The organism is Campylobacter sp. MIT 97-5078, assembly GCF_006864455.1.
In the GTDB taxonomy this organism is placed as follows: Bacteria; Campylobacterota; Campylobacteria; order Campylobacterales; family Campylobacteraceae; genus Campylobacter_D.
Genome location: NZ_QHLK01000005.1, coordinates 75,791 through 100,898, shown reverse-complemented (window position 1 = coordinate 100,898; position 25,108 = coordinate 75,791). Strand labels below are relative to the sequence as shown.

General features: G+C 30.8%; 40 protein-coding genes. 11 read left to right on the top strand and 29 right to left on the bottom strand.

Annotation, left to right across the window (positions count from 1 at the left end; all coding sequences use genetic code 11):
- Window positions 1–64: 64 nt before the first annotated feature.
- The 24 genes from DMB91_RS04105 to DMB91_RS04000 form a co-directional block, all read right to left on the bottom strand.
- Window positions 65–346, bottom strand: coding sequence for a hypothetical protein (locus DMB91_RS04105; RefSeq protein ID WP_034902813.1), 282 nt, complete (start codon window positions 344–346; stop codon window positions 65–67).
- A complete protein-coding gene (locus DMB91_RS04100) occupies window positions 343–582 on the bottom strand; it encodes a hypothetical protein (RefSeq protein WP_034902810.1) in 240 nt (79 codons plus the stop codon). Before DMB91_RS04100 ends, DMB91_RS04105 begins: the two co-directional genes overlap by 4 nt.
- 113 nt (window positions 583–695) lie before the next feature.
- The gene (locus tag DMB91_RS04095) at window positions 696–1,049 is read right to left on the bottom strand and encodes a hypothetical protein (RefSeq protein ID WP_034902807.1); all 354 of its coding nucleotides are present in this window, start codon (window positions 1,047–1,049) and stop codon (window positions 696–698) included.
- A gap of 30 nt (window positions 1,050–1,079) precedes the next feature.
- Window positions 1,080–1,376: a hypothetical protein gene (locus tag DMB91_RS04090; RefSeq protein ID WP_034902805.1), complete on the bottom strand. Its 297-nt coding sequence runs from the start codon at window positions 1,374–1,376 to the stop codon at window positions 1,080–1,082.
- 77 nt (window positions 1,377–1,453) lie between these two features.
- A complete protein-coding gene (locus DMB91_RS04085) occupies window positions 1,454–1,906 on the bottom strand; it encodes a hypothetical protein (protein WP_034902803.1) in 453 nt (150 codons plus the stop codon).
- A gap of 12 nt (window positions 1,907–1,918) precedes the next feature.
- Window positions 1,919–2,464: a hypothetical protein gene (locus DMB91_RS04080; protein ID WP_052043137.1), complete on the bottom strand. Its 546-nt coding sequence runs from the start codon at window positions 2,462–2,464 to the stop codon at window positions 1,919–1,921.
- A gap of 20 nt (window positions 2,465–2,484) precedes the next feature.
- Window positions 2,485–2,679, bottom strand: a complete 195-nt coding sequence (locus tag DMB91_RS04075; RefSeq protein WP_052043136.1) for a hypothetical protein — start codon at window positions 2,677–2,679, stop codon at window positions 2,485–2,487.
- Entirely contained in the window at window positions 2,676–3,122 is a 447-nt protein-coding gene (locus DMB91_RS04070; RefSeq protein WP_052043135.1) for a hypothetical protein, read from the bottom strand. Before DMB91_RS04070 ends, DMB91_RS04075 begins: the two co-directional genes overlap by 4 nt.
- A gap of 133 nt (window positions 3,123–3,255) precedes the next feature.
- Entirely contained in the window at window positions 3,256–3,729 is a 474-nt protein-coding gene (locus DMB91_RS04065) for a hypothetical protein (protein ID WP_034902800.1), read from the bottom strand.
- Window positions 3,729–4,100: a hypothetical protein gene (locus tag DMB91_RS04060; RefSeq protein ID WP_034902797.1), complete on the bottom strand. Its 372-nt coding sequence runs from the start codon at window positions 4,098–4,100 to the stop codon at window positions 3,729–3,731. Before DMB91_RS04060 ends, DMB91_RS04065 begins: the two co-directional genes overlap by 1 nt.
- A 96-nt stretch (window positions 4,101–4,196) precedes the next feature.
- Window positions 4,197–4,445, bottom strand: coding sequence for a hypothetical protein (locus DMB91_RS04055; protein WP_034902794.1), 249 nt, complete (start codon window positions 4,443–4,445; stop codon window positions 4,197–4,199).
- Window positions 4,446–4,798: 353 nt separating this feature from the next.
- Window positions 4,799–5,623: a phage recombination protein Bet gene (gene bet, locus DMB91_RS04050; protein WP_034902791.1), complete on the bottom strand. Its 825-nt coding sequence runs from the start codon at window positions 5,621–5,623 to the stop codon at window positions 4,799–4,801.
- Between the two features lie 152 nt (window positions 5,624–5,775).
- Window positions 5,776–6,024: a hypothetical protein gene (locus DMB91_RS04045; protein ID WP_034902788.1), complete on the bottom strand. Its 249-nt coding sequence runs from the start codon at window positions 6,022–6,024 to the stop codon at window positions 5,776–5,778.
- A gap of 181 nt (window positions 6,025–6,205) precedes the next feature.
- A complete protein-coding gene (locus tag DMB91_RS04040; RefSeq protein ID WP_034902785.1) occupies window positions 6,206–6,493 on the bottom strand; it encodes a hypothetical protein in 288 nt (95 codons plus the stop codon).
- A gap of 128 nt (window positions 6,494–6,621) precedes the next feature.
- A complete protein-coding gene (locus tag DMB91_RS04035; protein WP_034902782.1) occupies window positions 6,622–7,059 on the bottom strand; it encodes a hypothetical protein in 438 nt (145 codons plus the stop codon).
- Between the two features lie 92 nt (window positions 7,060–7,151).
- Window positions 7,152–7,289: a hypothetical protein gene (locus DMB91_RS08840; protein ID WP_185900257.1), complete on the bottom strand. Its 138-nt coding sequence runs from the start codon at window positions 7,287–7,289 to the stop codon at window positions 7,152–7,154.
- A gap of 23 nt (window positions 7,290–7,312) precedes the next feature.
- The gene (locus DMB91_RS04030) at window positions 7,313–7,762 is read right to left on the bottom strand and encodes a hypothetical protein (protein ID WP_034902779.1); all 450 of its coding nucleotides are present in this window, start codon (window positions 7,760–7,762) and stop codon (window positions 7,313–7,315) included.
- Window positions 7,763–7,853: 91 nt separating this feature from the next.
- Entirely contained in the window at window positions 7,854–8,819 is a 966-nt protein-coding gene (locus DMB91_RS04025; protein WP_034902776.1) for a PD-(D/E)XK nuclease family protein, read from the bottom strand.
- A 131-nt stretch (window positions 8,820–8,950) separates the two neighbouring features.
- Window positions 8,951–9,394 carry a hypothetical protein gene (locus DMB91_RS04020; RefSeq protein WP_143116822.1) on the bottom strand — a complete coding sequence of 148 codons (444 nt, stop codon included), beginning with the start codon at window positions 9,392–9,394 and terminating at the stop codon, window positions 8,951–8,953.
- Window positions 9,395–9,533: 139 nt separating this feature from the next.
- Window positions 9,534–10,007: a single-stranded DNA-binding protein gene (locus tag DMB91_RS04015; protein WP_034906951.1), complete on the bottom strand. Its 474-nt coding sequence runs from the start codon at window positions 10,005–10,007 to the stop codon at window positions 9,534–9,536.
- A 307-nt stretch (window positions 10,008–10,314) separates the two neighbouring features.
- Window positions 10,315–10,470 (bottom strand): hypothetical protein, encoded by a 156-nt coding sequence (locus tag DMB91_RS08835; RefSeq protein WP_156104148.1) that lies wholly within the window; start codon window positions 10,468–10,470, stop codon window positions 10,315–10,317.
- A 55-nt stretch (window positions 10,471–10,525) separates the two neighbouring features.
- The gene (locus tag DMB91_RS04010; protein WP_034906953.1) at window positions 10,526–10,894 is read right to left on the bottom strand and encodes a hypothetical protein; all 369 of its coding nucleotides are present in this window, start codon (window positions 10,892–10,894) and stop codon (window positions 10,526–10,528) included.
- Window positions 10,895–11,162: 268 nt separating this feature from the next.
- Complete coding sequence (locus DMB91_RS04005; protein WP_052043266.1) at window positions 11,163–11,657, bottom strand: hypothetical protein; 495 nt, start codon at window positions 11,655–11,657, stop codon at window positions 11,163–11,165.
- Between the two features lie 1,717 nt (window positions 11,658–13,374).
- Window positions 13,375–13,764, bottom strand: a complete 390-nt coding sequence (locus tag DMB91_RS04000; RefSeq protein WP_143116821.1) for a helix-turn-helix domain-containing protein — start codon at window positions 13,762–13,764, stop codon at window positions 13,375–13,377.
- A 220-nt stretch (window positions 13,765–13,984) separates the two neighbouring features.
- Here DMB91_RS04000 and DMB91_RS03995 point away from each other — a divergent pair, with 220 nt between their 5' ends.
- The 11 genes from DMB91_RS03995 to DMB91_RS03945 all read left to right on the top strand — a co-directional run bounded on the left by DMB91_RS03995 (window position 13,985) and on the right by DMB91_RS03945 (window position 21,855).
- On the top strand, window positions 13,985–14,194 hold the full coding sequence (locus DMB91_RS03995) for a hypothetical protein (RefSeq protein ID WP_034906568.1): 210 nt from the start codon (window positions 13,985–13,987) through the stop codon (window positions 14,192–14,194).
- Window positions 14,191–14,883 carry a hypothetical protein gene (locus DMB91_RS03990; RefSeq protein ID WP_034906566.1) on the top strand — a complete coding sequence of 231 codons (693 nt, stop codon included), beginning with the start codon at window positions 14,191–14,193 and terminating at the stop codon, window positions 14,881–14,883. Before DMB91_RS03995 ends, DMB91_RS03990 begins: the two co-directional genes overlap by 4 nt.
- A gap of 1 nt (window position 14,884) precedes the next feature.
- The gene (locus tag DMB91_RS03985; protein ID WP_052043251.1) at window positions 14,885–15,715 is read left to right on the top strand and encodes a hypothetical protein; all 831 of its coding nucleotides are present in this window, start codon (window positions 14,885–14,887) and stop codon (window positions 15,713–15,715) included.
- Between the two features lie 19 nt (window positions 15,716–15,734).
- Window positions 15,735–16,316, top strand: coding sequence for an HD-GYP domain-containing protein (locus DMB91_RS03980; RefSeq protein ID WP_185900256.1), 582 nt, complete (start codon window positions 15,735–15,737; stop codon window positions 16,314–16,316).
- A complete protein-coding gene (locus DMB91_RS03975) occupies window positions 16,303–17,670 on the top strand; it encodes a type IV secretory system conjugative DNA transfer family protein (RefSeq protein WP_034906561.1) in 1,368 nt (455 codons plus the stop codon). The genes DMB91_RS03980 and DMB91_RS03975 overlap by 14 nt, the downstream gene beginning before the upstream one ends.
- Window positions 17,663–19,867, top strand: a complete 2,205-nt coding sequence (locus DMB91_RS03970; RefSeq protein WP_034906558.1) for an HD domain-containing protein — start codon at window positions 17,663–17,665, stop codon at window positions 19,865–19,867. The genes DMB91_RS03975 and DMB91_RS03970 overlap by 8 nt, the downstream gene beginning before the upstream one ends.
- On the top strand, window positions 19,857–20,150 hold the full coding sequence (locus DMB91_RS03965) for a hypothetical protein (protein WP_034906556.1): 294 nt from the start codon (window positions 19,857–19,859) through the stop codon (window positions 20,148–20,150). Before DMB91_RS03970 ends, DMB91_RS03965 begins: the two co-directional genes overlap by 11 nt.
- A 23-nt stretch (window positions 20,151–20,173) precedes the next feature.
- Complete coding sequence (locus tag DMB91_RS03960; RefSeq protein WP_034906554.1) at window positions 20,174–20,698, top strand: thermonuclease family protein; 525 nt, start codon at window positions 20,174–20,176, stop codon at window positions 20,696–20,698.
- A gap of 103 nt (window positions 20,699–20,801) precedes the next feature.
- Window positions 20,802–21,014, top strand: a complete 213-nt coding sequence (locus tag DMB91_RS03955) for a ParA family protein (RefSeq protein ID WP_143116820.1) — start codon at window positions 20,802–20,804, stop codon at window positions 21,012–21,014.
- Complete coding sequence (locus DMB91_RS03950) at window positions 21,011–21,469, top strand: ParA family protein (RefSeq protein WP_143116819.1); 459 nt, start codon at window positions 21,011–21,013, stop codon at window positions 21,467–21,469. The genes DMB91_RS03955 and DMB91_RS03950 overlap by 4 nt, the downstream gene beginning before the upstream one ends.
- Window positions 21,460–21,855, top strand: a complete 396-nt coding sequence (locus tag DMB91_RS03945) for a hypothetical protein (protein ID WP_143116818.1) — start codon at window positions 21,460–21,462, stop codon at window positions 21,853–21,855. The genes DMB91_RS03950 and DMB91_RS03945 overlap by 10 nt, the downstream gene beginning before the upstream one ends.
- A 152-nt stretch (window positions 21,856–22,007) precedes the next feature.
- On the opposite strand, the gene DMB91_RS03940 is transcribed toward DMB91_RS03945, so the two are convergent.
- Genes DMB91_RS03940 through DMB91_RS03920 form a run of 5 tightly spaced genes read right to left on the bottom strand, consistent with a single transcriptional unit; the run spans window position 22,008 to window position 24,282 of the window.
- The gene (locus tag DMB91_RS03940; protein WP_034902528.1) at window positions 22,008–22,370 is read right to left on the bottom strand and encodes a hypothetical protein; all 363 of its coding nucleotides are present in this window, start codon (window positions 22,368–22,370) and stop codon (window positions 22,008–22,010) included.
- Window positions 22,370–22,651, bottom strand: a complete 282-nt coding sequence (locus tag DMB91_RS03935) for a hypothetical protein (protein ID WP_143116817.1) — start codon at window positions 22,649–22,651, stop codon at window positions 22,370–22,372. The genes DMB91_RS03940 and DMB91_RS03935 overlap by 1 nt, the downstream gene beginning before the upstream one ends.
- 58 nt (window positions 22,652–22,709) lie before the next feature.
- Entirely contained in the window at window positions 22,710–23,651 is a 942-nt protein-coding gene (locus DMB91_RS03930) for a ParM/StbA family protein (protein WP_034906921.1), read from the bottom strand.
- Entirely contained in the window at window positions 23,648–23,848 is a 201-nt protein-coding gene (locus DMB91_RS03925) for a hypothetical protein (RefSeq protein WP_034906922.1), read from the bottom strand. The genes DMB91_RS03930 and DMB91_RS03925 overlap by 4 nt, the downstream gene beginning before the upstream one ends.
- Complete coding sequence (locus tag DMB91_RS03920; RefSeq protein WP_034906924.1) at window positions 23,848–24,282, bottom strand: hypothetical protein; 435 nt, start codon at window positions 24,280–24,282, stop codon at window positions 23,848–23,850. Before DMB91_RS03920 ends, DMB91_RS03925 begins: the two co-directional genes overlap by 1 nt.
- Window positions 24,283–25,108 lie beyond the last annotated feature (826 nt).

Below are 25,108 nucleotides of genomic sequence, written 5' to 3'. Positions count from 1 at the left end.
GCAAAATAATATTAAAGTAGGTTTTATTACCTACTAAGAGTGTTGTTGGAATAAGCAAAAGAAATCAAAGAAAGAGTGTTTTAAAGTATGCTATAAGAGCTTGCTTATGAGAATTGACACCATTAAGCACATAAGCTTGGCTTATAGTATCTCTTTGGATATGTCCATCTTCATCTATTAAACAAAATTTAATGCTTTCATAGCCCTCTTTAAGCTCATCAAGCTCAAACTCAGCTATGCTCTTATCTCTTGAAGAAAAACAATGCACTTCTAAAGGTTTAAGCATAGCATCAAGAACTTTATACATACTTGGCACTTCTAACTTTGAAAAATCTTCTAATTTCATTTTGTCTCCTTTTTTTGGTGAGATTTTAAATTTTTATAAAGAGCTAAAGCTCCTAAAAAAAGCCATCTTATTGTGTAAGACACACTTAATATATAAATAAGTAAAAGACTTATACCAGCAATAAGAGGGCAACCTACAAAAGCAAAAATAACCATAGAAAGAAAAAATAAACTTATCAAAGAGATAAAGTCGATAATTTCTTTACTTATTTTTGTTTTAAGTGTTTGATTTTGCATAATTTTCCTTTTTAAAAAATAATGAAAGGGCAGTGCGTAATAATCCCTATAGGGACTTTTGCAAATCCCTAAACTTGGGGTTATGTGTGAGTTAAGAATAAAAGTAAAAAGGTTTAAGATAGAGCAGAATCAATAGAATTTACAAAAGCCAAGTGGGCTTCAATTTCTTCTTTGCTTAACTCTTGACCTTTTTTTATACCAGAAAAATACTTATAAACCATCTTAAATTTGCAGCAACAAGACTGCAAATCATCTCTATGAGATATAATACATCTTGCATAAGATTTTAGCAAATGCTTTTTGCATTCTAAAGCTTCAGCAAGATTCTCATATGCTTTGTCTAACAATAGGCAAGTTTTTTCTGGAACTTCTAATCTCAAGACATTAAACCTTACTCCCAAATTAATAGAGGTAGGCATAATGGTGTAATACATATAATATTTAAATAGTGCTTTATCTTTCATCATTGTAACTCCTTAGATTCTTGAATAAAAACTTCAAAACCACTCAATACGAACAAAACCATCATCTCTAGCATATTGAGCTGTTTCTGCGATACGAATTAAATCAGAAAGATCGACTCTTTCTTGCTCATTAAGTTCTAAGCTATCAAGCTTGTCTTTAAGAGCGAGCAAATCCTCTGTATCAACTTCGAGATATTCTTGATTTTCAGTGTTGTAATACTGAACTCCAAGTCTTTCAAAAAACTCACTTAATTTGTCGTAGTTATCTTCATATAAAGAACCTCTATACTCAACTACTCTTTTTGCAACTAAATGTGCTCTGTAACCCATTGTTTCTCCTTTTAAATGTGTAAAATTGTGTAGAAATAAGAGAATAAATAAATCATTCTCAACTTATGTGCAAAACATTAAAACAAAGTTGGCTCTTTAGATTCGGATTTATAAGCTTGCACTGCTTGTATTATCTTGTCAATAGCCTCATTAACCTTTGTTTTAATTGGCAAATAAATTAAACGCTCTAAGTTAGGATTGGCTTCATTTTTATAAATAAAAAATTCAACACAAATCCTATTTTTATGTTTTACAGTTCCCCAACCTGCTGTAAGCACAAGTTGTTCTTCATCAAGCTCAAATTCCTCAGAGTCATATACACCAAAACTTAAATTTAAAAAATCACAAATATCATCTAAAATTAAGTCATTGTAGTATTTAAAAGCGGATTCTTCTATACTTTTGAAAAAGCCTCTAGCAACTCCTCTACACTTTTCATTTAATTTACGCCTTATTGATTCATACACATCTTTTCTTTTTTCTGCTGATGGAACGCAATATATTATTTCATCAGTATTAGTTTGTGACATTGTTCTTCTCCTTTAAAGCAAAGCATCAAGCTCTAGTATTGACTTAGTCTTATCTAAGATAAGATTGATTTGTTCAAGTGCATCATCAGGGATTGGACTAAAAAGCCAAGCACTACCATAACGATAAAGCGATCCCTTATGTTTAACCTCATACAAACCTATGCTTTTAAGATACTCGCATCTTTCATCATAATCTGAGTTTTTTCTCAAAGCACCTTTTTCATAAGCCATAGCTAAAGCTTCCTCTTGTTCTTTAGTGCCTGCGTGCAAGTCATTTAAATGATACTTGCTCCAAAGTTCTCTAATAAGTGCAAAACTTTTATGTTCTTTTGCAAGTTTATCGAGCTCTTTGGCATCAAGGCATTGACCACAATGAATGACATCTGTCCTTTTTAAATTCCAGATATCTCCACATACACTAAAGCGGTAAGTTCCATCACTCATCACTTTAAGGCCAAAATTAACACTTACTGCATTAATTTTTCTTCCTATGTTATGGTAATCAATCTTACCAAACTCAAGCACTCTACTCTTTTCTTCTACTATTTTAATAACCATAATTTCTCCTTTGTTTTTAGTTAATTTTTGTTTTCTAAGAGTTCTTCTAGCCATAGCAAAGGCTGAGTTAGAAACCAACGCAAAGAGCGTATAGGCTTCCATAATCTCAGATTTTGCTGCATAGTCTTATTTACAGCCCAAGAAATCAAGCTTAAAATAAGACAAAGAGCTAGGTAGAATAAGCTTATATAGCCTAAAATACACACTAAGCTCATAAAATACCTCTCTTTCTTAAGTCCATTACTTCTTCATCGCTTAATAAATTCTCTCCACCTTGCTTATAAGTAGTTACCAAAACAGCTCCCAATTCACCTTGTCTTTCAAGCACTATAACTATGCCTGAGTCATCAACAAATTTTTGAGATACTGCGTTATGATAACGACCATTTTCCAAAGGTTTGGTATTGCGAACAGCCCTTGAAATAGCAGTGTAAAGAATATCTGCTTCTTCAGCAGTAAAGCGTTGCACTACTCTATCCACAAAATGAGTGGTAGTTTTAATGCTATTTTTTACTTGCCTAGAAAACAAAGAGATAAGAAAATCAACAGATTGTTTAGTTTTTTTAGCTTCTTTATAAGCTAAGGCTCTAGCTATTTTTGAGGCAACTAAAGTGATGAAGCTACTGTTATCAGCAACTAATAATGTTGAAGTTTGCATTTTTGTCCTTTCTTGCAAAAACCTCACAAGAAATAGACAAAATCCCAAAGAGGATAAAGCTATCCCCTGTGGGTGTAGTGTAAAAGCCTATAAAAGGCAACTAAAAAATTGTTTGTGAGTATTACCTTAAAAACTAGTCGTCTTCATTATTGATAAAAGTTTCAAAAGTAACTTCTCCTTGCTCTAAAAGCTCCTTAAGCCAATCCAAAACAAGATAGCTATTAAAATATAGAAATACATATCTTGGTTTTAAATTAGCATCAGGATCAGAGTTAAAAGCGAAAAACCCTCCAAAGCCAAACATAGGAGCGTTAGTAATTCCAAAACAATTTGGATAAAGCAAGTCATTGTCAGGGCAATAATCTACTAAATCCATACCATTAGGAATTAAAAAATGATCTCTAAAATCTCCAAAATTATTAGCAAAATCCATCTCTGATGAGATAGATTCTCTATTAAAACCTTGTTCATTTAAATCCCATTCTTTAAACCATTCTTTTAAGGCTCCTGTGTATTTGATAGTAAAGCCTTTTTTACTAAATGTAAAACACTCACTACCATAATCTTTGTTAAGCTCATCAATAATTTCTTGTGTTAATTCTTGCATTATGCTACCTCCTCTAAGTCAAGTAAGTAATTATTGAGTTTGAACCAAATATTCCACATTTTAGGAGAAATATTATTGCCATTAACCCAATTTTTAAACACGCCAAATTTGTTTTCATCAGTCATTCTAAAAGTAACACTTTGATCAAGGCTACTTTCTCTAATAACTACACGAACTCTACCTAAGCGAGAAAAATCTTTTCCTGCCTTATCAAGAAGTTGCTTCAGCTCTTTAAATAAACGCTCATACAATGTTTCTTCGCTACTTTCGGTATAATCCCTATTAAAATAGTATATTACATTGTCATCTGCTTTATGTTGTGGCAAAGCTTTAGCACTTTTTGAATTGTTAATAAAAATATTTAATGTCATTGTGTATCCTTTGTGCAAAATAAACAAACCCAAAGTCTCTAAAATAAAAATTTAAGACTTTAAGCTTTTCCAAGCATAAGACTCTTAAAAGAGCAACTAAAGTTTGTCAAAACTTTCTTTTCTTCGATTTCCTTTCCAACCTGTAATAAGCTTTACTACACCTTTTTCACGCTCAAATTTAGCGACAATGGTAGCTGTTCCATTACTTACTTCAAAAAGATTGCAATGCGGATTAGTATTTTTAGCTATCTCGATATAAATTAAATTTATAACCGATAAGTCAAAATATCTTTCTCCGAGTTGATCTATGAAATGTTTGGTTGGTATAATGGGTAATTTGTTCAATGTCTCTCCTTTTTCTTTTGTAAAAATTCCTTAAATAACAATTGAGAAACTTCCCTATCTTTAAAGTACTCTTCATATTCTTTTATAGAAATGGTGTATTCAGTTGCATAAATTCTGCAAACTTCAATTCTAGGCTCTGGTGGATATTTTCGTTTTTTTAATCACTCAGATAAAATTTCCCATTTGAATGAAAAGCTACATCTATGCCATTTACCATCTTTAAAAAGATAGGTATCTTGTAATTTGACATATTATGTATAAGATTTTAAGGAAGTTTTTTTGGTATTGCTATTATAATTAGGGAGCCAAGAGCCATCATAAGATTTACAAAATCCACAACTGAGATGAAGTGTTTAAGCAGTGAGTTTTTTAGCCCAAATAGCCTTATCCTTGTAAAAAGAATAATTAAGACCTATAAGAGTATCGCTAAGCCCATAAGTAGAACCTACAACCTTAATCCAACCATCTTTATACTCATATTTAAGACCAAGTGCTTCTAGGGCAACTTGTTCTTGTTTAATGAGTTTTGCATTTTCGGCTTGTATATCTACACTTGCTTCAATGGTTTGAGTATCAATTACTATTTCGCCATTTGCATTTTGCGTGCCAATGCCAACTTCTTCAAGAGCCATTAAACCACTGATATTAAAAGCTTTACGCAAGGCTTGAGACTCTGCAACTTTTTTTATCATTGTTTCAGGCTTACTCTGCCAAAATTGTGTAGGCTTGCCTTGATTTGTGAATTGAACATATTCTCCATATGACACTTCAGCAGTAAAAGGTTTTTCGCAACCTTTTTTAAAGACCTCGCAAACTGCAACCAGATCACTTTCCATTTTCCACTTGTTATTTATAAGTTTAGGAACTTCCTTGATGAAAGCCTTTGTTTGTATACCACCAAATTCTCCTGATTTATGAGCTATGGCTAAAAAGCCATCTCTACCAACAAGAGGTTCAACCTTTTCTACCCACACACCATTATCACTTTTAGCTCTACGAGGCACAAAAAAGATTTGTTTTGTGATTGGGTTGAGATTAAATTGTTTGGCAATTTCTAAGCAATAAGCAATATCAAGCTCATTTGCTGTTTGAGGAAAGAATTGTTTTTTAACAAATTCTATTTCTTCTTTGTTTAACCAAGTATCGGTAGTATGTTTGATGATTTGTAAATTTGACATAGTGTTTTCCTTTCAAAAGAACGAGCCTGTCAAAGCTCAAAATGATGAAAGGATAAAAGTATAGTAATCCCCTATTGAGGATAAAACTTTTATCCTCAACGAGGGTTGTAATAATTTAAAAAGACTTTTAAATTTTATCGAGCTATGTTTGTTTAAATAAGATTTGTATCAACATACAATTCAAACTCTGCAAACAGCCTATCGGCCATCTTTCGCTCATCATAATCAAGACCCTTATAAGAAAGAATGTCTCTAGCCTTTCGTTTAAGAAAAGGGCGAGGTGCTTCCATTTTGTAAGCATATATTCCATCTTTTTTGATCTTTTTGACAACTGTATTTCGAAATTTTACAAATTTAGCAAACTGCTCTTTGTTTGGTATTTCGATTTCATCTTTAAACATTTTTCTCCTTAATTAGTGTAGTAAAAATTAAAAATAAACCTAAAAAAATTAAATTTTAGGCACCTTGTTTGAGTTCGTCTTTATTGCAATAATGTCTTAAATATTCTTCATAATAAGACCGAGCAACTATCTCATAAGTTCTTCTAACAAGCCTTGCTATATCAAGCAATAATTTTGCAAATCATGGATTTTCAATCTTTCTTGCTTTGTAAAGTTTATTATTTTCATTAGAAAGTAAAAAAACTTCATTGCTATAAGAACAATATTCTATCCTAATTGCAATATTTACAGCCATATCAAAGCTAATATACTTTTCAAGATAGGTTCTCAAAAAGCTATTTTTCCTTAAAAAATAACAATGTTTGTTAAGAAGATTGTTAAAATTATCGATCAAATCATTATCTGAAGTATCAATATTTATTTCTTTGATGAGTTGAGGATAAGCGTTAAGTTTTGGAAAAATATCCAAATCGTCATCTCTAATAAAACCAAAAGCTAAAGCCTCTCATTCACTACGAAAATAGCGATTATGCCTTATGTCATCAAAAATAAATTCTTTAAGTGTCATAAATTACTCCTTTTAAAATAAACTTAAAGTCAATCTTTAAGCTTATTTAACTCATCTTTAAGCAAAACGAAGTGATTTACAGATATGTGTTTAACCCACCATTGGTTTTGGTAGAATATATACACATACTCTATTGTAAACGAATTCAACTTTTTCAAGTCTTCAAGAGGATTAGTTTTTGAAACTTCATATTCATTAATTTCTAGTTCTTCTCCTCTATCTCTATGACAAGCTACTGTAACACCAGATTCTCTTTTGTCGAAGCTATGTTCTATACCATCACTTGGGTAAAGTTTCTCTTCCAAAAAAGATAGATCACCTAGAACAACAATTTCCTTTGCTTTTTCTAAACTATTAAAATGTTTAAAAAGAAGCTTTCCATTCCACTCTAAATAACCATCGCTATGACAATACACAACCTTAGCTTTTCCATCTTCTACATAACCTATATTTGATCTTGTTGACATTAAAAATCCTTTGAAATAAAAAGTAAAAAAAGAGGATAAAATACCCATAATGGGGCATAATATCCCCAACTTGGGCTAAGATTTAAAAGAGTTTAAGCATAAATTTTATTTTTATGCTTAATTTTACGACTAAACTTGCTTTTATCTTTACTTATCCTTGTATGCAAGGATATTTCACGCCTAAAAGCAAGCTCAATATTGTTATCTCTTTGGGTAAATCTTGTTTTCATTTGTTTCTCCTTAAAAATTAAGTTTATTCATTCTCACGATTAAAAATATCTGCACGCTCCATAATCTCATCGGCTGAAATTTCTACACACTGATCTTCTAAGTCAAAATTCACATAAACTTTGCCATCATTTTCATAAGCGTGTATATCTTTATCTTTGAAATATGCTATGCAGTCTTTTATCTCTTGCTCTGTTAGTTTTGGCTTGAATTGATTATCAAGCCTTACTTTTTTGCAAAATTCATTACTTAGTTCTTGGATTAAAAAATATAGAATTTCATCTTTGCAAAAATCATATATATGCCTTTTTAAAGCATTATCACAATCTGCGAGTTCACAATGCTCTCTCACAAAATTTCTAGCAAAGTTCCTACAATATTTTTTAGTTTTATTGTAAAAAGCTATTTTTATGTCTTTATACATAACACTGAATTCGTCTAATGTGTAATCGTATTTTGCTAAACTTACTATCATTTTGTAGTCTCCTTTAAAAATTGATTTAAAGGATAGAAATATCCTAGCTAGGATAAATCTATCCCAACTAGGGCTGCAAATAGTGTTTAAATCACTTAATGCTCAAATAACCTTTGCGATTTATAGTTTTTTGATATTTTGCATAAAGACTTTCATAAAGCTCAGGTTCGCTGTCTTTTAAAGCCTTTGTATCAAAACTCACGCTAGTGCTATCTTTACTAAGTGAAATAAGATTTTCATCAACCTTAACTCTACTTAGTTCTAAAGACCTCATTAAGTTCTCAAACTCAACTTTAGCTTGCTCCAAAGCCTTTTCAACTTCTTTTTTCTTGGTGTGAAGTTCAGTAAGTTTCCTACCAAGTATCAAAGCGTCATCACTAAGAGTTTGCACTCCTTTAGTGAATAAAGGACAACTTGCTTTATGAGGGCAAGTAGAGCAATAAAGCTGTTCTTTAGGTTCAGGTTCTATTTTTGTTTGCAAAGCTTGAATTAATTTTTTAGCATTGCTAAGCGCAAGTTCAGCTAGAGTAGCGTTATAAGACACATCAAAAACCTTATGCCAACCTGTATTAATATTTAATGCAATAACAAAGGCTCTTAAAGGCTTATTTGTGCTTTGTTTTAAAAGATGAAGCTGATATTGCACCTGAAATACCCAAGATGGATAAGGGGCGTCAACTTCACTTTGCACGCTTTTAGTCTCAACTATTACCAATTCTTTTGGAGCTTTAAGCAAAAAATCAATATGAGATTTTAGCTCAAAGCCCTCAAATTCAGTTTTGCACTCAACTTGTTTATCATAATTTAATCCATCAAGCATAGCAGCAACTATATTTTCAGAAATATGTCCACGCTGAAACCTGATCAGTGTTGCTAAGTCATAATTTGTTTCTGAAATTTTGTCTAAATAGGCTTTGCGTAAGCAACCACCAATGTCAGATGAACCAACATAAGTGCTTCTATCGCCTAAACTATCTTCACTTGCTTTTTTAAGTGCTTTTGGTAAATTTGTAGCAATAAATGCTTCAAATTTATTTACTGAAGTTTGATTTGACATAAATTTTCCTTTCAAAGAAGAACTTATCAAAGCTCAAAATGATGAAAGGATAAAAGCATAGTATCCCTCTATAAGGATAAAACTTTTATCCTCAACGAGGGTGGAGTGTGATTTAATGAGCAATGAGCAAGTTAAGCGATATTACTTAAAGCAAATGAAAGCATTACCCAAACTGCACCGACTATAGTTACAACAGTAGCAACAGCAGTACCCATAAGCCAAAAAATACCTTGATACTTAAGCTTATTGATATCTTCTTTAAGCTCAGTCCTTGCTTCAGCAATTTCAGCTTTAAGTTCAGCTTTTACTTCAGCAATTTCAGCTTTTAACTCATTTTTAGTAGCTAAAGTCTCAGCCCTTAAGGCTTTAATCTCAGCTTTAAACTCATCTTTTGTTACGAGATTCCAAAGCTCTTTGCGAATTTCATCTATAGCAATATTTTTTATATTTTCAGAACTAAGAACATTTTGCCTGCTTATCTCATTAAGCATTTTAATGGCTGATTCTTCAGTTTGTTCTTTAATAAAAATTGCTACAAGAGCTTTGGCACCGTCACTTAAATAATCTTTTTGCATAGTGTTTCCTTGCATATTCTTTCCTTGTATTGTAGCATAAAAATGCGAAAGTTAAAAAATTTGAAGTTGAATTTTACTCTTTGATGTGGAGTAGAAAAAAAGATTAGCTCCAAAAAGGAGCTAAAGTTTGGGCAACAACCTAAAAAGGAAGTTCCTCTCCCACTTCATCATCAGAATCTGTATTACTAACTTCAGTATTAGAAGCAGCAGGAGCAGGAGCTTGTTTTACACCTTGATGATTAGCATTTGGCTGGATAGCTTGATTAGAAGCATTACTATTGCTTTGTGGCTTTACATCAAGGAATTGAATTTTCTCAACAACTATCTGATAAGAAGTTTGACTATTGCCATTTTTATCAGTATAGTTATTTTGAGATAAGCGACCTGTCATAAATACTTTAGAACCTTTTTTAAGGTATTGATTGCATATTTCAGCAATTTTACCACTAGCAATGAAATTCAAGAATGTTGTTTCTTGTCTTTCTTCGCCATTTTTGGTTTTATATTTACGATTGGAAGCAACTGAACCTTTTGCAAAAGCATTTCCTGATTGAGTATAACTCAACTCTATATCTTTTGTAAGATTACCTAAAACTTGGATTTGATTGAACATTGTGATGTTCTCCTTTCAAAAAAATTTAAGACTTTTGTCTTAAACAAACAAAAGAGAACATACCTAACCCTATAAGGGATATGCTCTTATTTTGCTTGTTTAAAACAAAACAAAGCAATCCCAAAAGGGATTGTGAGAAAGTGTTTGAAAGTAAAAAGGGAGAGAATGGCTTAGCTAAAAGCCATTAATGAGAGTTAAGCTTTATTTTTCTTTTCTGTTTTTTTAAGCTTAAGATATTGATAAGCTACATAAGCAATAGTAAAAAGACTAAAGCCTATGCAAACAAGGGTAAAACCATCTCCTGTCATTATTTCTCCTTTTTTTCAAAAATGATACAAGCACCCATTGCAATGGTGCTAACCACAGCTAACATAACATTAAGAAAGGTAAAATTTCCATTCATAAGCCCATAAGTGCTATTGACGAAAAAACCTAAATTAATGTTTTTAAACAATTCTAGCATTATGTCTCCTTGAGTATAACATAAAAATGTAAGAAAAGTCTATAAAATAGACTTTTTAGTGTAAAAGTCTAAAAAGACTAAAAGTTTGGCAATCTCGTATGTTGTGCCTTAGTAACATAGCGATATTTTTCCTGATTGAACTCACGCCAATAAGGAAGTAAAGCAAGTATTCCCGATTCACATTGTCTGTCAAAGAAAAAATAAGCCTTGCTATATGGTTTGCTTTGAAGTCGCCTACTCGCAAAGAAATCGAGCTTTCCCTCAAGAACAAGCATTTTTTGTAGCGTCTTTGCTTTAAATAGCTTTCAATCTCAGATTGAATAGCGGCAGCAAGAACAGCACAAAGAATAGTAGAAACAAGCACAACAGACATTACGGCAATAACTAAAAGTGTAAAATCGTTCATTAGTATAAAATCAAACATTGTTTCCTCCTAGATTTTAGAAACATCAAAGTTGAATGCTCCTAAAAAAAGGAACAAAAAAGCGTGTGGGTATCAGTAAATAAAATTTTCTTGATGTTCTATACAAAACGCAACTTTTGTATACGCCTTACTTTCACATAAAACTACACGCTTGAAAGTTTTTGTGTAAAAAGCAGACAGCTTTATCTCACGATAAAGAACGGACTATATTTTTGCTATTTCTAGCAGAGCCCTCTCTTTGGAATGTCTTGCATATCCAAAATTCCCCTTATTTTTTCTTAGTGGTGGTTTTAATATCCTCTTTAGTCTCTGTTTTAACTTCAGGAGGATTATCTATTTTTTTCTTAGTGGCAATTCTTTCAACAACTGCATTTCTAAGTATTCTATTGTTGATGTCTCTTGGGCTATCAGCCTTTACAAGCAACTCCATACCAACATCTTGAAGCTTGTTAAGTTTATCTTGAACTTCTCTCAATCCTGAGAACCATACTTCCACCTCACTCATTTCAAGCTTATCACCCCACACACGCCTAATAGCCGAATCTAAAGAATCAATCATTCTCAAATTAAAAAATATTTGAGTTCCAGCCTTTGAATCACTTACAAATACAGCGGCATTAGTATTTTGATCGATGACTCTTTTCTTTCTTTCTGTGTTTCTTTGTATAATTTCGCTTCTGCTAAGTGTTGTTCTTGCATTTTGAGCATTGGTGCTTTGTGCATTTTTGCCACTACTAGTGGCGGTATTTTGTTTTTCAGCCATAATGAAATCTCCTCGTAAAATATATGATTAAAAATAGAGTCTTTACTCTACAACTCAATTTGGATAAAAAATAAGGGGAAAAAATTAAAAAGATATACTGCTTACATTCTACTCTACTCATTTGATTTAAGAATCAATTCAAAGGACAAATTTGTGCTTTGTCAGAGTGTAAAACAATTGTAATACAACAATAAGCACACTCCAAGCAAAGTCTTTTGATAAATTTTATGCCCTGCTTATTATTTATGCAAAGCACAAATTTGTCCTTAGTCTTTATTTCTTAAACCCACTTTCGATAGTCTCTGAACCTTTGCCATATATAATATAAATTATACTTAGGCACTTGGCTGCTGATTGCCTCTTGGATTAATGTTTTTACCGTACAATAAACATTACCCTATTTGCCTTGAGACTCATTTCTGAGATCAAGCGGTAATTAATCCCTTTAAAGCATTTCGTTAAAGGATATAAATATCCCTTAAAAGCTACTTTATTGCGTTATCGAGTAAGCACGCAAAACTTATCTTAAAAATCTAACTTTTTAAGAGCTTCCCAGCAATTAAAAGGGTTTTACATCGGCTAAGAATTAACCGATAGTGTCTCAAATAGCTCAACCACGATTTAGACAGTAATGAAACCGCAAGCACGGTTAGGAGCGGGGCGAGGACGCTTTATCCTAACTGCTAAAACCTATTCATAAAATGAATTAAATGTCGGTATTATAACGGAGCAAAATTCAAATGTCAATAGACAAAAATATCATATTTATCATTATTCTCACAGCTCTTATTATATTCATTAAAAAATGCTTTTAAAACACCATTTTATAGTAATTCAAAAAGAATATATATTTTCTTAAAAAATTACTTCTTTTTTTTACCTTTGAAAAAAGTGGAAGTGTCATAATAGAAAAATCACTTTCAAAAATCCTTTTTAACATAAAATGATAACATTCTATCAAAATAATAACTCTCAAAAGCCTATGAAATAGGCTATGGAAGTGTTATAATAGAAAAAAATCCCTATTTATAAGGCATTTTTGTGTTTTTTAATCAAAAATTTTATTCCTTTCTACATTTTTGCGGAAGTGCTATAATAGATTTTGGAAGTGTCATAATAGAAGTTTTCATTTTTTAAAAGGACTTGAAAGCCCATATACTCACAATCCAATTTTAAAAACAATGCTTTGAAAGACTTTTGTAAGCTCATTTGGAATCTGCGTAAATACCTATACAGCAAATATTTTAAAGCATATTTTTTTTCAAAAAAGTGGAAGTGTCATAATAGATTTTGGAAGTGTCATAATAGAAGCCTTATAGTAAATTTATAGAATTTGGTAAATAAAAAAAAGAAAATTTAAATTTAATTTATTTTTTAGAAATTAAATTTAAATTTTAATTTTTCTTTAAAAATTCTAAATTCAAAAAAAAAAAAAAAAAAAAAAAATAGATACCTTTGCTTTAGCTTAACTCTGCTAACAAACAAGACAATTTCATTTGCTTCTTAGATTTTACAATCTTAATATAAGCTCCTTTGTATTTTTATTTTTACATTACAAACTGTCTGCAAGGCTTTTATGGAATTAAATTTTGATAAACTTTAACCTACCTTTGCATTTTCAATTTAGTTTAATATGAAAGGTAGTTTAATCTTGGTTTTTATAACAGAGAGAAGTTTTTTTGATTGGAATATTGTTTTTAACAGCGTATGAAAAAAGTTACTTATATAGACTATTTACGAAGCCCTCTACCTTTTTAAGAGCCTTTTCTTTTTCCTCTTTAAGAGCCTTTTCTTTTTCCTCTTTAAGAGCCTTTTCTTTTTTAAAAAATGAGTCGTTGCTGATAAATTTAGGCTCATATCCTAATAAAATATAATTTGGACTAGCCCCATAAACTTCGTGCATAGAGCAAATCATATCTGCTAGACAATTAACCTTTCCAAGCTCTACTCTTGAAATAAAACTTTGTTTAAGTCCTATTTTTTTAGCAAATTCAATTTGATTTAAATCACTTAGCTCTCTTATTTCTTTTATTCTTTTCCCAATTTCCACTTGATTGGCTATATCTTTATTTTCTTGAGATTCTTGCCCAATATTATTCTTTATCATAACCTTAATTCCTAAAAAAATTATTTATCTTATCATTCATATCTTTAAAATCGACTTAACAAATTTTAAAAATATATTCCTAATTTAATATTAATAAAAATAATAAAGATACTATAAAATAACAATTAATAATATTATTTTATAAAATATGTATAAAAAAATATTATTATTAGTAATATTAATGCTATAATTTTGATTAAAATTTTTATAAGGTATTTCGGTGAAAAGAAAACATCTCGTAGTTATAGAATTATTTAATAGAGGGATAAGAACAGACTATTTTTTAAGACAGAACAATCTTAGCAAAGCAAGCTTTTATAATACCATATCAGGTAAAAATGTCGTTCCAAAGGTTTTGAAAGCACTTGAAAAAAATGGTTTGCTTGAAATATTTTATCACGAGTTTCCGCATTTAAGAGAAAAGAAATGACAAGCTTGGATTTTATACAAGGACTTTCTAAAAAATACAATGTTGAAGTTTATAGAGTTATTAAATGCTTAAAAACAGCCATCATAGAAAGTGGTAATTATGGAGAAATAAGTGATGAATTGAAAAATAATAAACTTTGTTTTTATGAAACTTTTTATAATAGATTTAAAGAAAAAAGAGTTAGAGAAGTTAAAATTACAAGATATACCTACCAAGCTATACTTGACAATTTCATAAGCAATCTTATTGATATATCTAACGAAGAAAGGCTTGCAAATCTTAAATCAAAAACTCTTGCAAAAAATAATATCATCAAAGGTAGAATTACAAGGATTAAAGCCATAGGACTTGATGTAATGACAGAACTTGGTTATGGCTTTGCTCCAAAGAAATTTCTTTTTATAAAAGATGTTAAAAGCCATTTTTATCAAATTGACAAGCAAATGTATTTTCATATTAAAAAATATCGCAAATATTCGCTTAAAATAAAAATTACACTCAGCAGAATTCATAGCGATGTAGATTTAGCCGAAGCAAAAGAATTGCTTAGTGATTGTGGAGTATATGCCACACAAAGAATTTTTGGCAAGGAAGTAAAAGTATATTGTGCAACAAAACCGAGCAAGTGGCAAATCAAGGCTTTGGCTACGCAGCTTAATGAAAAAATTAGCATAGAACTAAGGAGATAAAATGACAGGAACAAACAACACCTCATCATCAAGACCAAGCACTGGTGGTATAGGTAATAAGGGCGATGTTAATCAATATGGTTCAGGTAAATTTGCCCACCCAAACTTAGATTTTGGGGAAGCAAAAGAAAGAGAATGGCTTGGAGGTAGAAATATACTCAATGCCCTAAGCGAAATTCAACGCTATCACATTATAGAAGAACGAAGCGAAGAAATTCCAAAAGAATACTTTACTTTGGAACAAATTTGGGATTATCTTAAAATAGGCTTTAAAAATGGTATGCTTGAAAGTTTTATATTTTCGTGTTTGCTTTGCTTTTTGCAAGTGATTTATCCGAGCTATAAATACTATTTTCAAAATGAGCCTATTACACAAACAGAACAATTGTTTTTTAGCTTAAGCTCATACGCACCTATTGTTATTACAACGCTTTTTATGGTATATATCTCTAAATATTACAAAGGCTTACTTACAAGAAGAGCTATTTTTGCCTTAATGAATGGTAGAAGTGCTTCTTTTCTTCTTAAAGGCATAGCAATTTTTCTTCTTTTTTCGTGGATAATGAAAATTTCACTTGAAAACCCAAAACTTGTATATTCTTGGGCTGATTGGACTATGTGGATTTTTGAACCTTTTATCAGCGGTATTTCAGTAAAACAAGTTTATATATTTTATTATAAATACGCAATTCCATCTTTACACGATGCAGGCTATGAAATTCTCTTTTCTATGTGTATCTTTGCTTTTTTGCCTTATATTACCATTTTTTATAAAGGCTACAAAGAGAGAAGAGACAAACAAATAATCCAAGATGAATACCAAAATTATTAAAGTAAAAGGAAAAAGCGTTATGGATCAAGAAGAATTCATTCAAAAATACAATGAAGAAAGAGACAAATTAAGAGAAACTACTGCCATACTTGCCAAGCTAAAACCTGAAATAGAAAGAGAGCTTATGCGGACAGGAGAGCTTTCAAGGCGTATAGGCGAAGCTTTAAATATCCAAGATGAAGAATACTATCTTGCAGGTTATTATGCGAATTTGGGGTTTTTAGGAATTGAAAATTTTATACTTGATAAAAGACGCATTAACAAGCAAGAATATGAGCTTATTAAACGCCACCCTATAATCTCTGCTGAAATTTTGGAAGAAAAAGAACTACACAGAGCAGCCCAATTTGCTCTTTATCATCACGAAAAACCAAATGGAACAGGATATTTTAGAGTAACTAATTATCCTAAGGAATGTGCTTATATTAATATAGCGGATAGATTTCAAAGCTATATAACTCATCAAATTTATCGCCCTAAATTTACACTTAAAGAAGCTATTGATAAAGCTTTAAAAGACTATAGAGATTATATTTTTATTTCTAAAGATGAAATAGATGCTATCGAGCCTGTTTTAAAGGGATTTTATGAAGTTGTTTAAAAATAAAACATTCATTGGAAAAGGTTTTGAATTTGAAGATATTAAAAGTAAGAAAAAGCTCGTCAATATCTTTCAAGATGATGATAATCGATATAATCACACCTTTGTTTTTGGATCAACAGGAGTGGGTAAGACAAAGCTTATTGAGGGACTTATAGAACAAGATATTCCAAAAGGAAATAATGTTGCTATCATTGACCCAAAGGGCGACATAACTTTATTTTCAAAATTTTATGAACTTGCTAAACAAAATGGTAGGGAAAATGATGTGATGTTTATAAGTCCTATATACCCTGAGTTTTCTTTACAAATTAATCCGCTGAGTAATTACTATATGGAAGAAGAACTTATCGCTCATATAGTTGCAAGTGTGCCAGCTAAAGATGAATTTTTCTTTAATATAGCCAATGAAACCACTACAGTTATTGTTAAAACCTTGCTTATTAAAAGGCGATATGAGAAAAATACCGAGCCTCTAAATTTTAATGAAATAGCAGAAAAAGCATATTACTCAGGTTTAATTGAGCTTAGAGATGATCTTGAAGAGCTTAAAAATAATGGAGAATATGAGGAAGATGAGCTTGATAGACTTCTTGTGCTTTTCAATCAAGTCCTTTCTTCTCCTCAGGATTATTTTGCAAAAGTATCATCAACTCTAAGAACTACACTTACTCAAATGACTATGGGTAATACAGGCAAAATTATAGGATCAGCAAGAAGCAATGCTTTTATAGACAAGCTTGAAAAAGATGAGGGTGTGCTTTTATATGTAATGACAGGCTCTATGCTTACAAGACAGGTTTCAAGTATTATCTCAAAGGTAACTATTTCAATGATACAATCTTGCGTTGGGCGTATTTATGCTTCAGGGAGAAAATTTAAAAAGCCTCTAATGCTCTATATAGATGAAGCGGCTAGCTCGGTATATATAGGCATAGAAGTTTTATATGCTCAAGCTCGTGGTGCAAAAGTAGCCATTACAGGACTTACTCAAAGCTCAGCTGATTTAGTAGCCGAAATCACAAAAGATAGAGCCGATAAGCTTTTGGAACTTACCAATACTAAAATCATTATGCGTTTAAATGATACTAAATCAGCCAAAACAATTTCTGATCTAGGAGGCAAACACAGGGCTTTTTCTTATTTTTTGACAGTTGAGGGTGGCATTACTTCAAGGGAAGTTGAAGAACTTAATATTGAAGCTGATCATATTACAACCTTAGCTAAAAGAGAAATGTATTATTTTGGTTTTGAGGGGAGATTTAAAGGTAAAACTTTAAGAGTAAATGATGGTTCTTTAAAAATCACTTTTCCTGATATAACCAAAAAAAGTGGGGCAAAAGGCGATGCTTGATCTGATAGAAAGCACGATGAATTATATATACAAGCATTCTTTGATTAGAAGTGTAAGCTTTTATATCTTTGTTAGTTTGATTATATTTTTTTCTTTTATCTTTGTTTTACTTATATTTAATACTGAAATTTTTAGCCTAAGTGCTTTTTTTGATATAAACACCTATTGGTTTTTAATGCAAAAATACAAAGATATTATTGCTATCTTTCTTATGGTAGAACAAGTTGGACTTATCTCTATAATACTTTGGCAAGATAGAAAGCTTCAAATAGGCAAAAAAGCAAACACTCAAGTGCATATAGAAGAAATAGCTCATCTTTGGACCAAATACAATACACAAAAATATAAAAATAATAGTGAAAAAACCATATACAATAAAGACCAAAATATAGCCAATATCAACGAAAGTCTCCTTAGCGTGGCTCATTTTAATGAAATGCCAAGCTTGCTCTTTATAAATGAGACACTAAAACCTTATGTAAAAAAAATAAGTAGTGGGCATTTAAAGACTATTATTAAGCTCATCAATCTCCTTGAGCAAAACAAAGATTGCCCTAGTGTAGTTGCTTATGCCAAAACTGAACCTAATATGCTTTATAAAGATAGAGAATATGTGAGCTTTGATAAGAAAACAAGATTTGATATTTATGAACAAATTAGCGTGTATAAACATTCTTTGAGCGTTGCTAGACTCATCTTAGAGCTTATCAAACAAGCTAATGTGAGCAAAAAGGACTTTATAGGTAAGGCTATCATTGTGGCTTTAGCCCACGATATAGGTAAAATCAAAAAATATGAGATGAAAGGCTTTGGTGAAAATGGCAAGAGAGTTAATTTTAAAGAATTTAGCGAACAGCCCCATCAAAATCTTTCTTCAATTATTTTATATGATAGTTTTACTGATTGTCCTGATTTAAAGGAAATTGCTGAAGTGGTGCAAAGACATCATAGCGGAGCTTTGAGCAAAGATGAAGTATTGCTTAAATTTTTAATTGATGCAGATAAAGGCACAAGAGATATAGAGCTTGATTTATATAGAAAAGGCGAAGAAATTTGTGATTTAAAAGCCAAAACAATATCCACAAACACCATAAGCAAGCCAAAAGAAAACAAGATCATACCAAAACAAGAACCTATCCAAAGAGAAATGATCGAACCTAAAAATCTTGTAAAATTAGAAAATATATTTAATGAGTCTATATACACAAGCTCAAAGCCAAACTTAGCTCTTTTAAAACTTGATTTGGGCAACAAACTTGACAATAAAGAATTTGAAAGTCTTAACTCTATTTTGGAAAAAGAACTTCAAATAGATGAACTTAATTTTTGCACCCACGCTCAAGGACTATATCTTGTTTTTATGCAAAAAGATAGAAGTAAGGCGTTTAATCTAGCATACGATATAAGCCAAAGATTAAATTTAAGCGAGTTCAAAACTTACCATATAGGCTTAATAATGTCAAGAGACAGCTTAAATTATGAAGACTGCTTGGAAAAAGTAGAACTTGCACTCAACAAAGCTAAACAGAAAAAAAGCATTATTGTAGATTTTAGGGATATTAAGGGCGATCTTAAAGATAGTGAAAAAATTTCACTAAGTGATGTCAAGCAAGAAGAAACAACAATAGAGCTTAACGAAAAACAAAAGGAGAAAATTTTGGATATGGACTTTGAAGATGTATTTGAAAGTTTTGAAAATAAGGTTAAGGAAGTAAAACCAAACAATCCTATCAAAGAGCAAGCTTTTGATATAGAAAGCATAGAAAGAATTTTCTTAGAGACTTTGAGGACAAAAATCAACACTATGGAAAAAAGGAGTTTTAAAATAGCTAGCATTTCTTATAAAAAATTTGTGCTTTTTACCAAAACCTGCCTTATGCAAACTCTTAAAGAAATTCTCAAAAATGATGAAAATTTGGAACAAAAAATACACTATCTTATTAGATATTATCGCTATCACGAAGATGAAAATAAACGACTCGTTTGGTTTGTAGGCGTTGATAATGGATATTACGAATCGATGTATTATATTAAAAATCCCAATGAAGAGTTAAAAACATTTGCTTGTGTGCCTTTTGAAGCAAAGATGACTTTCAACCTAAGCATAAAAGAACTTGAGAGTATGAAAAAATCTAGTGAAGTATCATCATATAGCATTTTAGAATACAACATAAAAAAGGATACCAATGAAAAATAGACGGACACAAATTCTTAGAAAAAAGAATAGCAGGATTATAGTATCAAGAACGAAAGAGTCGGATATGATCTTAGATTTGGCTCAAAAAACTGATGAAATTTTCTTTAAATTACGCAACCTAGCAGGCATAGAACTTGAATATGAACAAGTCGATACTATGCTTGAAGCTTGGGAAAAAATAATGGTAAAAACTTCTGAAGCTTTAAGAAGTATATCTTCTCGCTTAGATTTAGAATATATAGAACCAAGCCTAATAAGCATTAGTAAAGAAAAAATCAAATAACAACAAAATTCAAAGGATAAACAATGAAAATTAATCAAATCTTAAGATTGATGAATAAAACGCCAAAGCAACTTTTTCTTGTGCTTATTTTAGGTATTGTATCAGCCTATACACTATCATTGAACCAGCAAAAAGCACAAGAAAATACTATTCAAGGCATAGTTATCAAAGTCATAGATGGCGATACTATAGATATGCTTGATTCAAACCAAACAAAACATAGAATTAGGCTATATGGTATAGACGCTCCTGAAAAGAAACAAAGCTATGGTAATAAAGCAAGAGAATTTTTAGCTTCACTTATTGCAGGCAAAGAAGTAAAAGTTCTTATCAAAGATAAGGATAAATATCAAAGAAGTATAGGCTTAATTCTTTTAGATGATATGGACATAAATAAGGAAATGGTAAAAAATGGCTATGCGTGGGCTTATATTGAATACAGCAAAGATTATGCCACAGAAGAAGTTGATGCTAAAACTTTTAAATTGGGATTATGGGCTGATAAAAATTCTATAAAGCCTAGTGAATTTAGAAAAATTCACAGATGAGAAAAATCAGCACCAATAGTATTATTTAATTGTTTTAGAAAGCAAAGTTAAAACAAAACAATATTACAACATCCCATTAAGATATTCTAGGAGGGTTCAAGATATGTCATCGAAATCAATTTGTTTTTTAATCATTAAAGGTGGAGTTAGTAAAACAACCACAACATACAATGTAGGTTGGGCTTTATCTAAGCTTGGCAAAAAGGTATTGTTAGTAGATTTAGACCCACAATGTAATTTGACAGGACTTGTATTATCAAACAAGGCTCTTGACGATGACTTTATGACTAGCTTTTATAAAAATAGCAATACATAACCTTTGAACCTACTATTGATAAAATTATAGCTGGAAGTAACGCGGAAGAATCAGCTAAAGATGGGGAGATATGCCCTGTTGATAATGAAAACTTATTTTTGCTTGCTGGAAGTTTAAATATTTCAGAGCTTGATAGTCAAATAACCACAGCATTAAAAATAACAACAGGATTACCTATACTTGGCAAAATCATAGAGAATTTCTTTTCTACTTTAGAAAAAATAGCTAGATATAACGATATAAACTATCTACTCCTAGATTTAAGCCCTAGCATAAGCGGATTAAATGAACTTGCCTTAATGGAAAGTGATTGTTTTATAGTTCCAACAAGCCCAGATTATTTCTGTTTACAAGCTATTCATTCTTTAAGCAAGAAAGTGATACAATGGCATAATGAAATAGGAAAATTTAAAGAAGAAACTAATATAAAATCAAAAATAAGCCATTGTTTTTAGGAGCTATACAACAAAGATATAGACTAAGAAACAAAGCTCCTACAAAGTCTTTTGAAAAATGTATAGATGAAATAAGGCAAACCATAAATAGTGTTTTTGTAAAACAATTGAATACGATCGGTTGCGTGATTAACGAAAGTAAATTTCAGAATGTTGTTAGTTCTTATTTCCCTAATTTGTCGCCCTACGATTTAGCTCAAATTCCAGATTTCAATACTCTTATTGCCATTAGCCAAAGAAGTAAAAAGCCTGTCTTTTTACTAGATGATAAAGATTTAAGCAATGCAAATCAATTTGGCAATGCCAAAGAAACAAGCGAAAATAAAATTAAAGACTTTAACAAGTTATTTATGAATTTAGCTGAAGTTCTCATTAAACTAACATAATGATATTGGCAATTATGTTGTCAAATTTCACTATTGATTTTCGTCATTATTTGGGCAATAAGACAAAACTTTTGCCATTCTAGCCAACAAATTTAAGTTGTAAAAGTGAATCACCTCTACTTCTTGAGGAGAAATGGGGGGGGGGGGGCGATTCACTTATCAATATCTGCAAAACCAAACATCATCTTCCCTTGCGAAACTCCTTGCCTTTTTTTTGTATCCGAAGCTTCATTGTATATTTGTGTTTTAACAGGACTAACAGCTGTTTTAGAGCTTATTTGAATAGCTTTTTCAGCTTTTAAAACCTTATCTCTAGCCATTTCTTCTTTAGTTCTTCTCTTTCTTTTTGGCTTTGTAATACCATCAAAATGAAAACTGATAGAGGGGTTTTTAGAGGCAAACTCAAGTATCGCTTGTTCTATAAAAGTTCCACGAACACCTCTTGGTACTTGCTTGAGTATTTGGGCAACTTGTTCTGACTTTGGAATAAATTTAACCCATTTATTTTCTTTCATTATTTCTCCTTATCCTTTATATTTTGCTTATCTTCTAAACCTTTACAATACCAAGCTAAGCCTTTTATATCAGCATATATACCAAAGATGAAAATAAAAAATAAAAGCGAAAATATACTTATGCCTGCGATTAGATTTGCTTGGCTATCTCTGTGAAAGAAAGCAATTACTATTATAATGATAAATACAATGCTTGCAAAGATAAGTTTTTGTAAACTTTCCTTGATGTAAGCTTTTATGCTGGTATTATTATGAAAATCTTTAAGCTTAATTGTTTTCATTATTTTTCTCCTTTATGAAAAGGTGTTTTCATACTTGCAATAGTTCATATTTATTGTTTTACTCCCTATGCTTCAATTCATTATCGCTTTCAAAAGCACCTCTATAATAACCTCTAGCATTAGAAAACTCATAAGGGATTTGCGTAAAAAAGATATGAGGGTATTCTTTTTGCATATATTCTTTATCTAAAAAATATGCTCCACCACCTGAAATAACAACGCTATCAGCAAGTTTAATAGTATCTCCTATCTTGTTGTAAAACTCGTCCATCACAAAATCAGCATACTGCATAGTCATTGCATTGATTGTGTCGCTAAAGTCTATGATTTGTCCTGAAATTTGCACTTCTTTGCTCATAAATATCTTTTTAGCCTGCTGTTCGCTAAAATCTATCTTATATTCTTTGGTTAAGAGTTTTTGTAAATCTACGATGATCTTATTTGCTCCTCCTTGATTAGCAAAACACAAATCGCTTCTTGGCTCGTTATCCTCAAAGGCTAAGAAATCAAGCGTGTTATAGCCTATATCAATGATACAAACGAGCTTATTGTCTTTTTGGCAAGGACATTCTATAAATATGCCTTGCCCTTGAGCAAATAAAGAAACATCAAGCTCAAATACCTTATCATCTACAATAAAATTTGTAATCCCAGCTAAAAAGCTTTGTGCTTCTTGGTAATTTAAAAGAGAAAGTCCTGTAGCAAGTGATATAGGCTTATTTATATCAATACCAGCTAAAGCAAAAGCGTGCCTTATGAGTAAAGGCGAATATTTTTGTAAAAAACCAAAACCTCTTGTGGCAATAGCATTTCTTGTAGCTTTTTGCCCTACTTTAAATTTTGAACCATTGAGACTATACACATCGTTTTCATTACCACCTAAACTCACTTGAGCTTGGCGAACCTGTTCTATGGCTGATGGAAATTTAAAGCATTTACCATCAAACATTACCTTTGTGTCGCCATATCCTATATCTATGGCTATGTTTTGTGCTGTCATACATTCTCCTTTAAAAAAATAATGTTTTTGTATTTATTTCTCTTCGTTTTAAACCCTTGTTGCTTTAATTTCTCTTTTCTAGCCTTTTCTTTATTGTAATTTTTAAAAGAAGCAATACAATCCTCAAAGCTCTCTCTTCTTGAACTTTGACTTGGGTTAAAGATAGGATTTATTGCTCCACAACTTACTGCTTCCATCAAACCTCCTTAAAATTTTGATAATTGGGATAATAAGAAATTGTATATATCTTGCCCTTGACTACTTTAATTTTTACCCTAGCTTGCACCCTATTTGGCGGAGTTTTATTTAACAAGCTTTTTTCATCAATAGGAATAAAAGCTTTTATTTCATTTAAAAACTTGGGTTCTTTAAGTTTTATGGTTATTTGACTAATACCAAAACAATCATTTATACTATTGGTATCTTTAATGGCTTGTAATTCTTCTCTTGCAAAGAAAACATTTTTATAACCTATACACTCACAAAGTCTTTCTAAATCTTCTATATGAAGAAATCCTCCAAAATTATCAAGCCAAGACTTTGTTTCTCCAAGCGGTCTTTGTCTTTTCGCAGAGATGAGCATAGCAATGCGTTCTAAATCTTTTTTGCTTTTTAAACCTACACTTTGCATTTTTATTCCTTTTATTTCAAATTATAATCAATAATCACACTTAAAAATTATTCATAATAGTAATATATTTTTACTTAATATTTTATAAAATTATGAATAATTAATTTACTTTTTTTGCTTAAATATATATTAAAATATCGCATAAAAAACAAAAAATATTCATTTGCGTTATCTCATCGTTTTAAACTAAAAAAGATAGGCAAAAGTTTGTTTAAAAAGGAATTTAATGTGATTTTTAAAGAACTTTCAAGGAACTTTTTAAATCAAAACAAAGCTTTATGCCATAAATGTTGCTTAAGATAACTTTAAAAAAGTCTTTCAAAAGAACTTTTAATATCTTACAAACAACTCATTTGCAGGAAATATAAAACTCTAATTAATTTTATGGGATAAAAAGAAAATAACAATTTAATCTGAGGCACAAGATTGCTCTAAGTTATTTTTGATTTCAGTAAAAACTACGGAAAAATAAACTTATGTTTTTAAAAAAAGTAATAAAAAACCCTATATATTCACTATTTTAAGCAACTTATTAGGCTTAATATGCTATAATACCTATGTTATAGTGAGGATTATCTTTGATATATCTTTGATAAAACAAACCTTATGTTCTAACCTAAAAAAGAAAATCCATAGAATGTCGCCACAAACGCTCAAAAACACCGCAAAGTTTAAGCTAATCTAAAAGACTAGCTTTTTTGAGATTTTTGCTTTGTGAGGCATCTTATTGCGTTTATGAGTGCTTTGTGAAATTTTATAATTGCTATACAGAGCCAAAAATGCCTCTTAAATCAAAAAAACTTTGTTTAAGAGGCAATAGGATATG

Coding starts and splice junctions, on each gene's coding strand:
- DMB91_RS04005 (WP_052043266.1), bottom strand. CDS start 11,657: ATGGCTGAAAAACAAAATACCGCCACTAGTAGTGGCAAAAATGCACAA.
- DMB91_RS04095 (WP_034902807.1), bottom strand. CDS start 1,049: ATGATGAAAGATAAAGCACTATTTAAATATTATATGTATTACACCATT.
- DMB91_RS03925 (WP_034906922.1), bottom strand. CDS start 23,848: ATGGAAGCAGTAAGTTGTGGAGCAATAAATCCTATCTTTAACCCAAGT.
- DMB91_RS04105 (WP_034902813.1), bottom strand. CDS start 346: ATGAAATTAGAAGATTTTTCAAAGTTAGAAGTGCCAAGTATGTATAAA.
- DMB91_RS03980 (WP_185900256.1), top strand. CDS start 15,735: ATGGATCAAGAAGAATTCATTCAAAAATACAATGAAGAAAGAGACAAA.
- DMB91_RS03940 (WP_034902528.1), bottom strand. CDS start 22,370: ATGAAAGAAAATAAATGGGTTAAATTTATTCCAAAGTCAGAACAAGTT.
- DMB91_RS04045 (WP_034902788.1), bottom strand. CDS start 6,024: ATGTTTAAAGATGAAATCGAAATACCAAACAAAGAGCAGTTTGCTAAA.
- DMB91_RS03955 (WP_143116820.1), top strand. CDS start 20,802: ATGTCATCGAAATCAATTTGTTTTTTAATCATTAAAGGTGGAGTTAGT.
- DMB91_RS08840 (WP_185900257.1), bottom strand. CDS start 7,289: ATGAAAACAAGATTTACCCAAAGAGATAACAATATTGAGCTTGCTTTT.
- DMB91_RS03985 (WP_052043251.1), top strand. CDS start 14,885: ATGACAGGAACAAACAACACCTCATCATCAAGACCAAGCACTGGTGGT.
- DMB91_RS03990 (WP_034906566.1), top strand. CDS start 14,191: ATGACAAGCTTGGATTTTATACAAGGACTTTCTAAAAAATACAATGTT.
- DMB91_RS03935 (WP_143116817.1), bottom strand. CDS start 22,651: ATGAAAACAATTAAGCTTAAAGATTTTCATAATAATACCAGCATAAAA.
- DMB91_RS04060 (WP_034902797.1), bottom strand. CDS start 4,100: ATGACATTAAATATTTTTATTAACAATTCAAAAAGTGCTAAAGCTTTG.
- DMB91_RS04020 (WP_143116822.1), bottom strand. CDS start 9,394: ATGCAAAAAGATTATTTAAGTGACGGTGCCAAAGCTCTTGTAGCAATT.
- bet (WP_034902791.1), bottom strand. CDS start 5,623: ATGTCAAATTTACAAATCATCAAACATACTACCGATACTTGGTTAAAC.
- DMB91_RS08835 (WP_156104148.1), bottom strand. CDS start 10,470: ATGCTAGAATTGTTTAAAAACATTAATTTAGGTTTTTTCGTCAATAGC.
- DMB91_RS04000 (WP_143116821.1), bottom strand. CDS start 13,764: ATGATAAAGAATAATATTGGGCAAGAATCTCAAGAAAATAAAGATATA.
- DMB91_RS03970 (WP_034906558.1), top strand. CDS start 17,663: ATGCTTGATCTGATAGAAAGCACGATGAATTATATATACAAGCATTCT.
- DMB91_RS04035 (WP_034902782.1), bottom strand. CDS start 7,059: ATGTCAACAAGATCAAATATAGGTTATGTAGAAGATGGAAAAGCTAAG.
- DMB91_RS03920 (WP_034906924.1), bottom strand. CDS start 24,282: ATGCAAAGTGTAGGTTTAAAAAGCAAAAAAGATTTAGAACGCATTGCT.
- DMB91_RS04100 (WP_034902810.1), bottom strand. CDS start 582: ATGCAAAATCAAACACTTAAAACAAAAATAAGTAAAGAAATTATCGAC.
- DMB91_RS04070 (WP_052043135.1), bottom strand. CDS start 3,122: ATGCAAACTTCAACATTATTAGTTGCTGATAACAGTAGCTTCATCACT.
- DMB91_RS04075 (WP_052043136.1), bottom strand. CDS start 2,679: ATGAGCTTAGTGTGTATTTTAGGCTATATAAGCTTATTCTACCTAGCT.
- DMB91_RS04085 (WP_034902803.1), bottom strand. CDS start 1,906: ATGTCACAAACTAATACTGATGAAATAATATATTGCGTTCCATCAGCA.
- DMB91_RS04090 (WP_034902805.1), bottom strand. CDS start 1,376: ATGGGTTACAGAGCACATTTAGTTGCAAAAAGAGTAGTTGAGTATAGA.
- DMB91_RS04080 (WP_052043137.1), bottom strand. CDS start 2,464: ATGGTTATTAAAATAGTAGAAGAAAAGAGTAGAGTGCTTGAGTTTGGT.
- DMB91_RS04015 (WP_034906951.1), bottom strand. CDS start 10,007: ATGTTCAATCAAATCCAAGTTTTAGGTAATCTTACAAAAGATATAGAG.
- DMB91_RS04025 (WP_034902776.1), bottom strand. CDS start 8,819: ATGTCAAATCAAACTTCAGTAAATAAATTTGAAGCATTTATTGCTACA.
- DMB91_RS03960 (WP_034906554.1), top strand. CDS start 20,174: ATGAAAATTAATCAAATCTTAAGATTGATGAATAAAACGCCAAAGCAA.
- DMB91_RS04010 (WP_034906953.1), bottom strand. CDS start 10,894: ATGTTTGATTTTATACTAATGAACGATTTTACACTTTTAGTTATTGCC.
- DMB91_RS04065 (WP_034902800.1), bottom strand. CDS start 3,729: ATGCAAGAATTAACACAAGAAATTATTGATGAGCTTAACAAAGATTAT.
- DMB91_RS03930 (WP_034906921.1), bottom strand. CDS start 23,651: ATGACAGCACAAAACATAGCCATAGATATAGGATATGGCGACACAAAG.
- DMB91_RS03965 (WP_034906556.1), top strand. CDS start 19,857: ATGAAAAATAGACGGACACAAATTCTTAGAAAAAAGAATAGCAGGATT.
- DMB91_RS04030 (WP_034902779.1), bottom strand. CDS start 7,762: ATGATAGTAAGTTTAGCAAAATACGATTACACATTAGACGAATTCAGT.
- DMB91_RS03975 (WP_034906561.1), top strand. CDS start 16,303: ATGAAGTTGTTTAAAAATAAAACATTCATTGGAAAAGGTTTTGAATTT.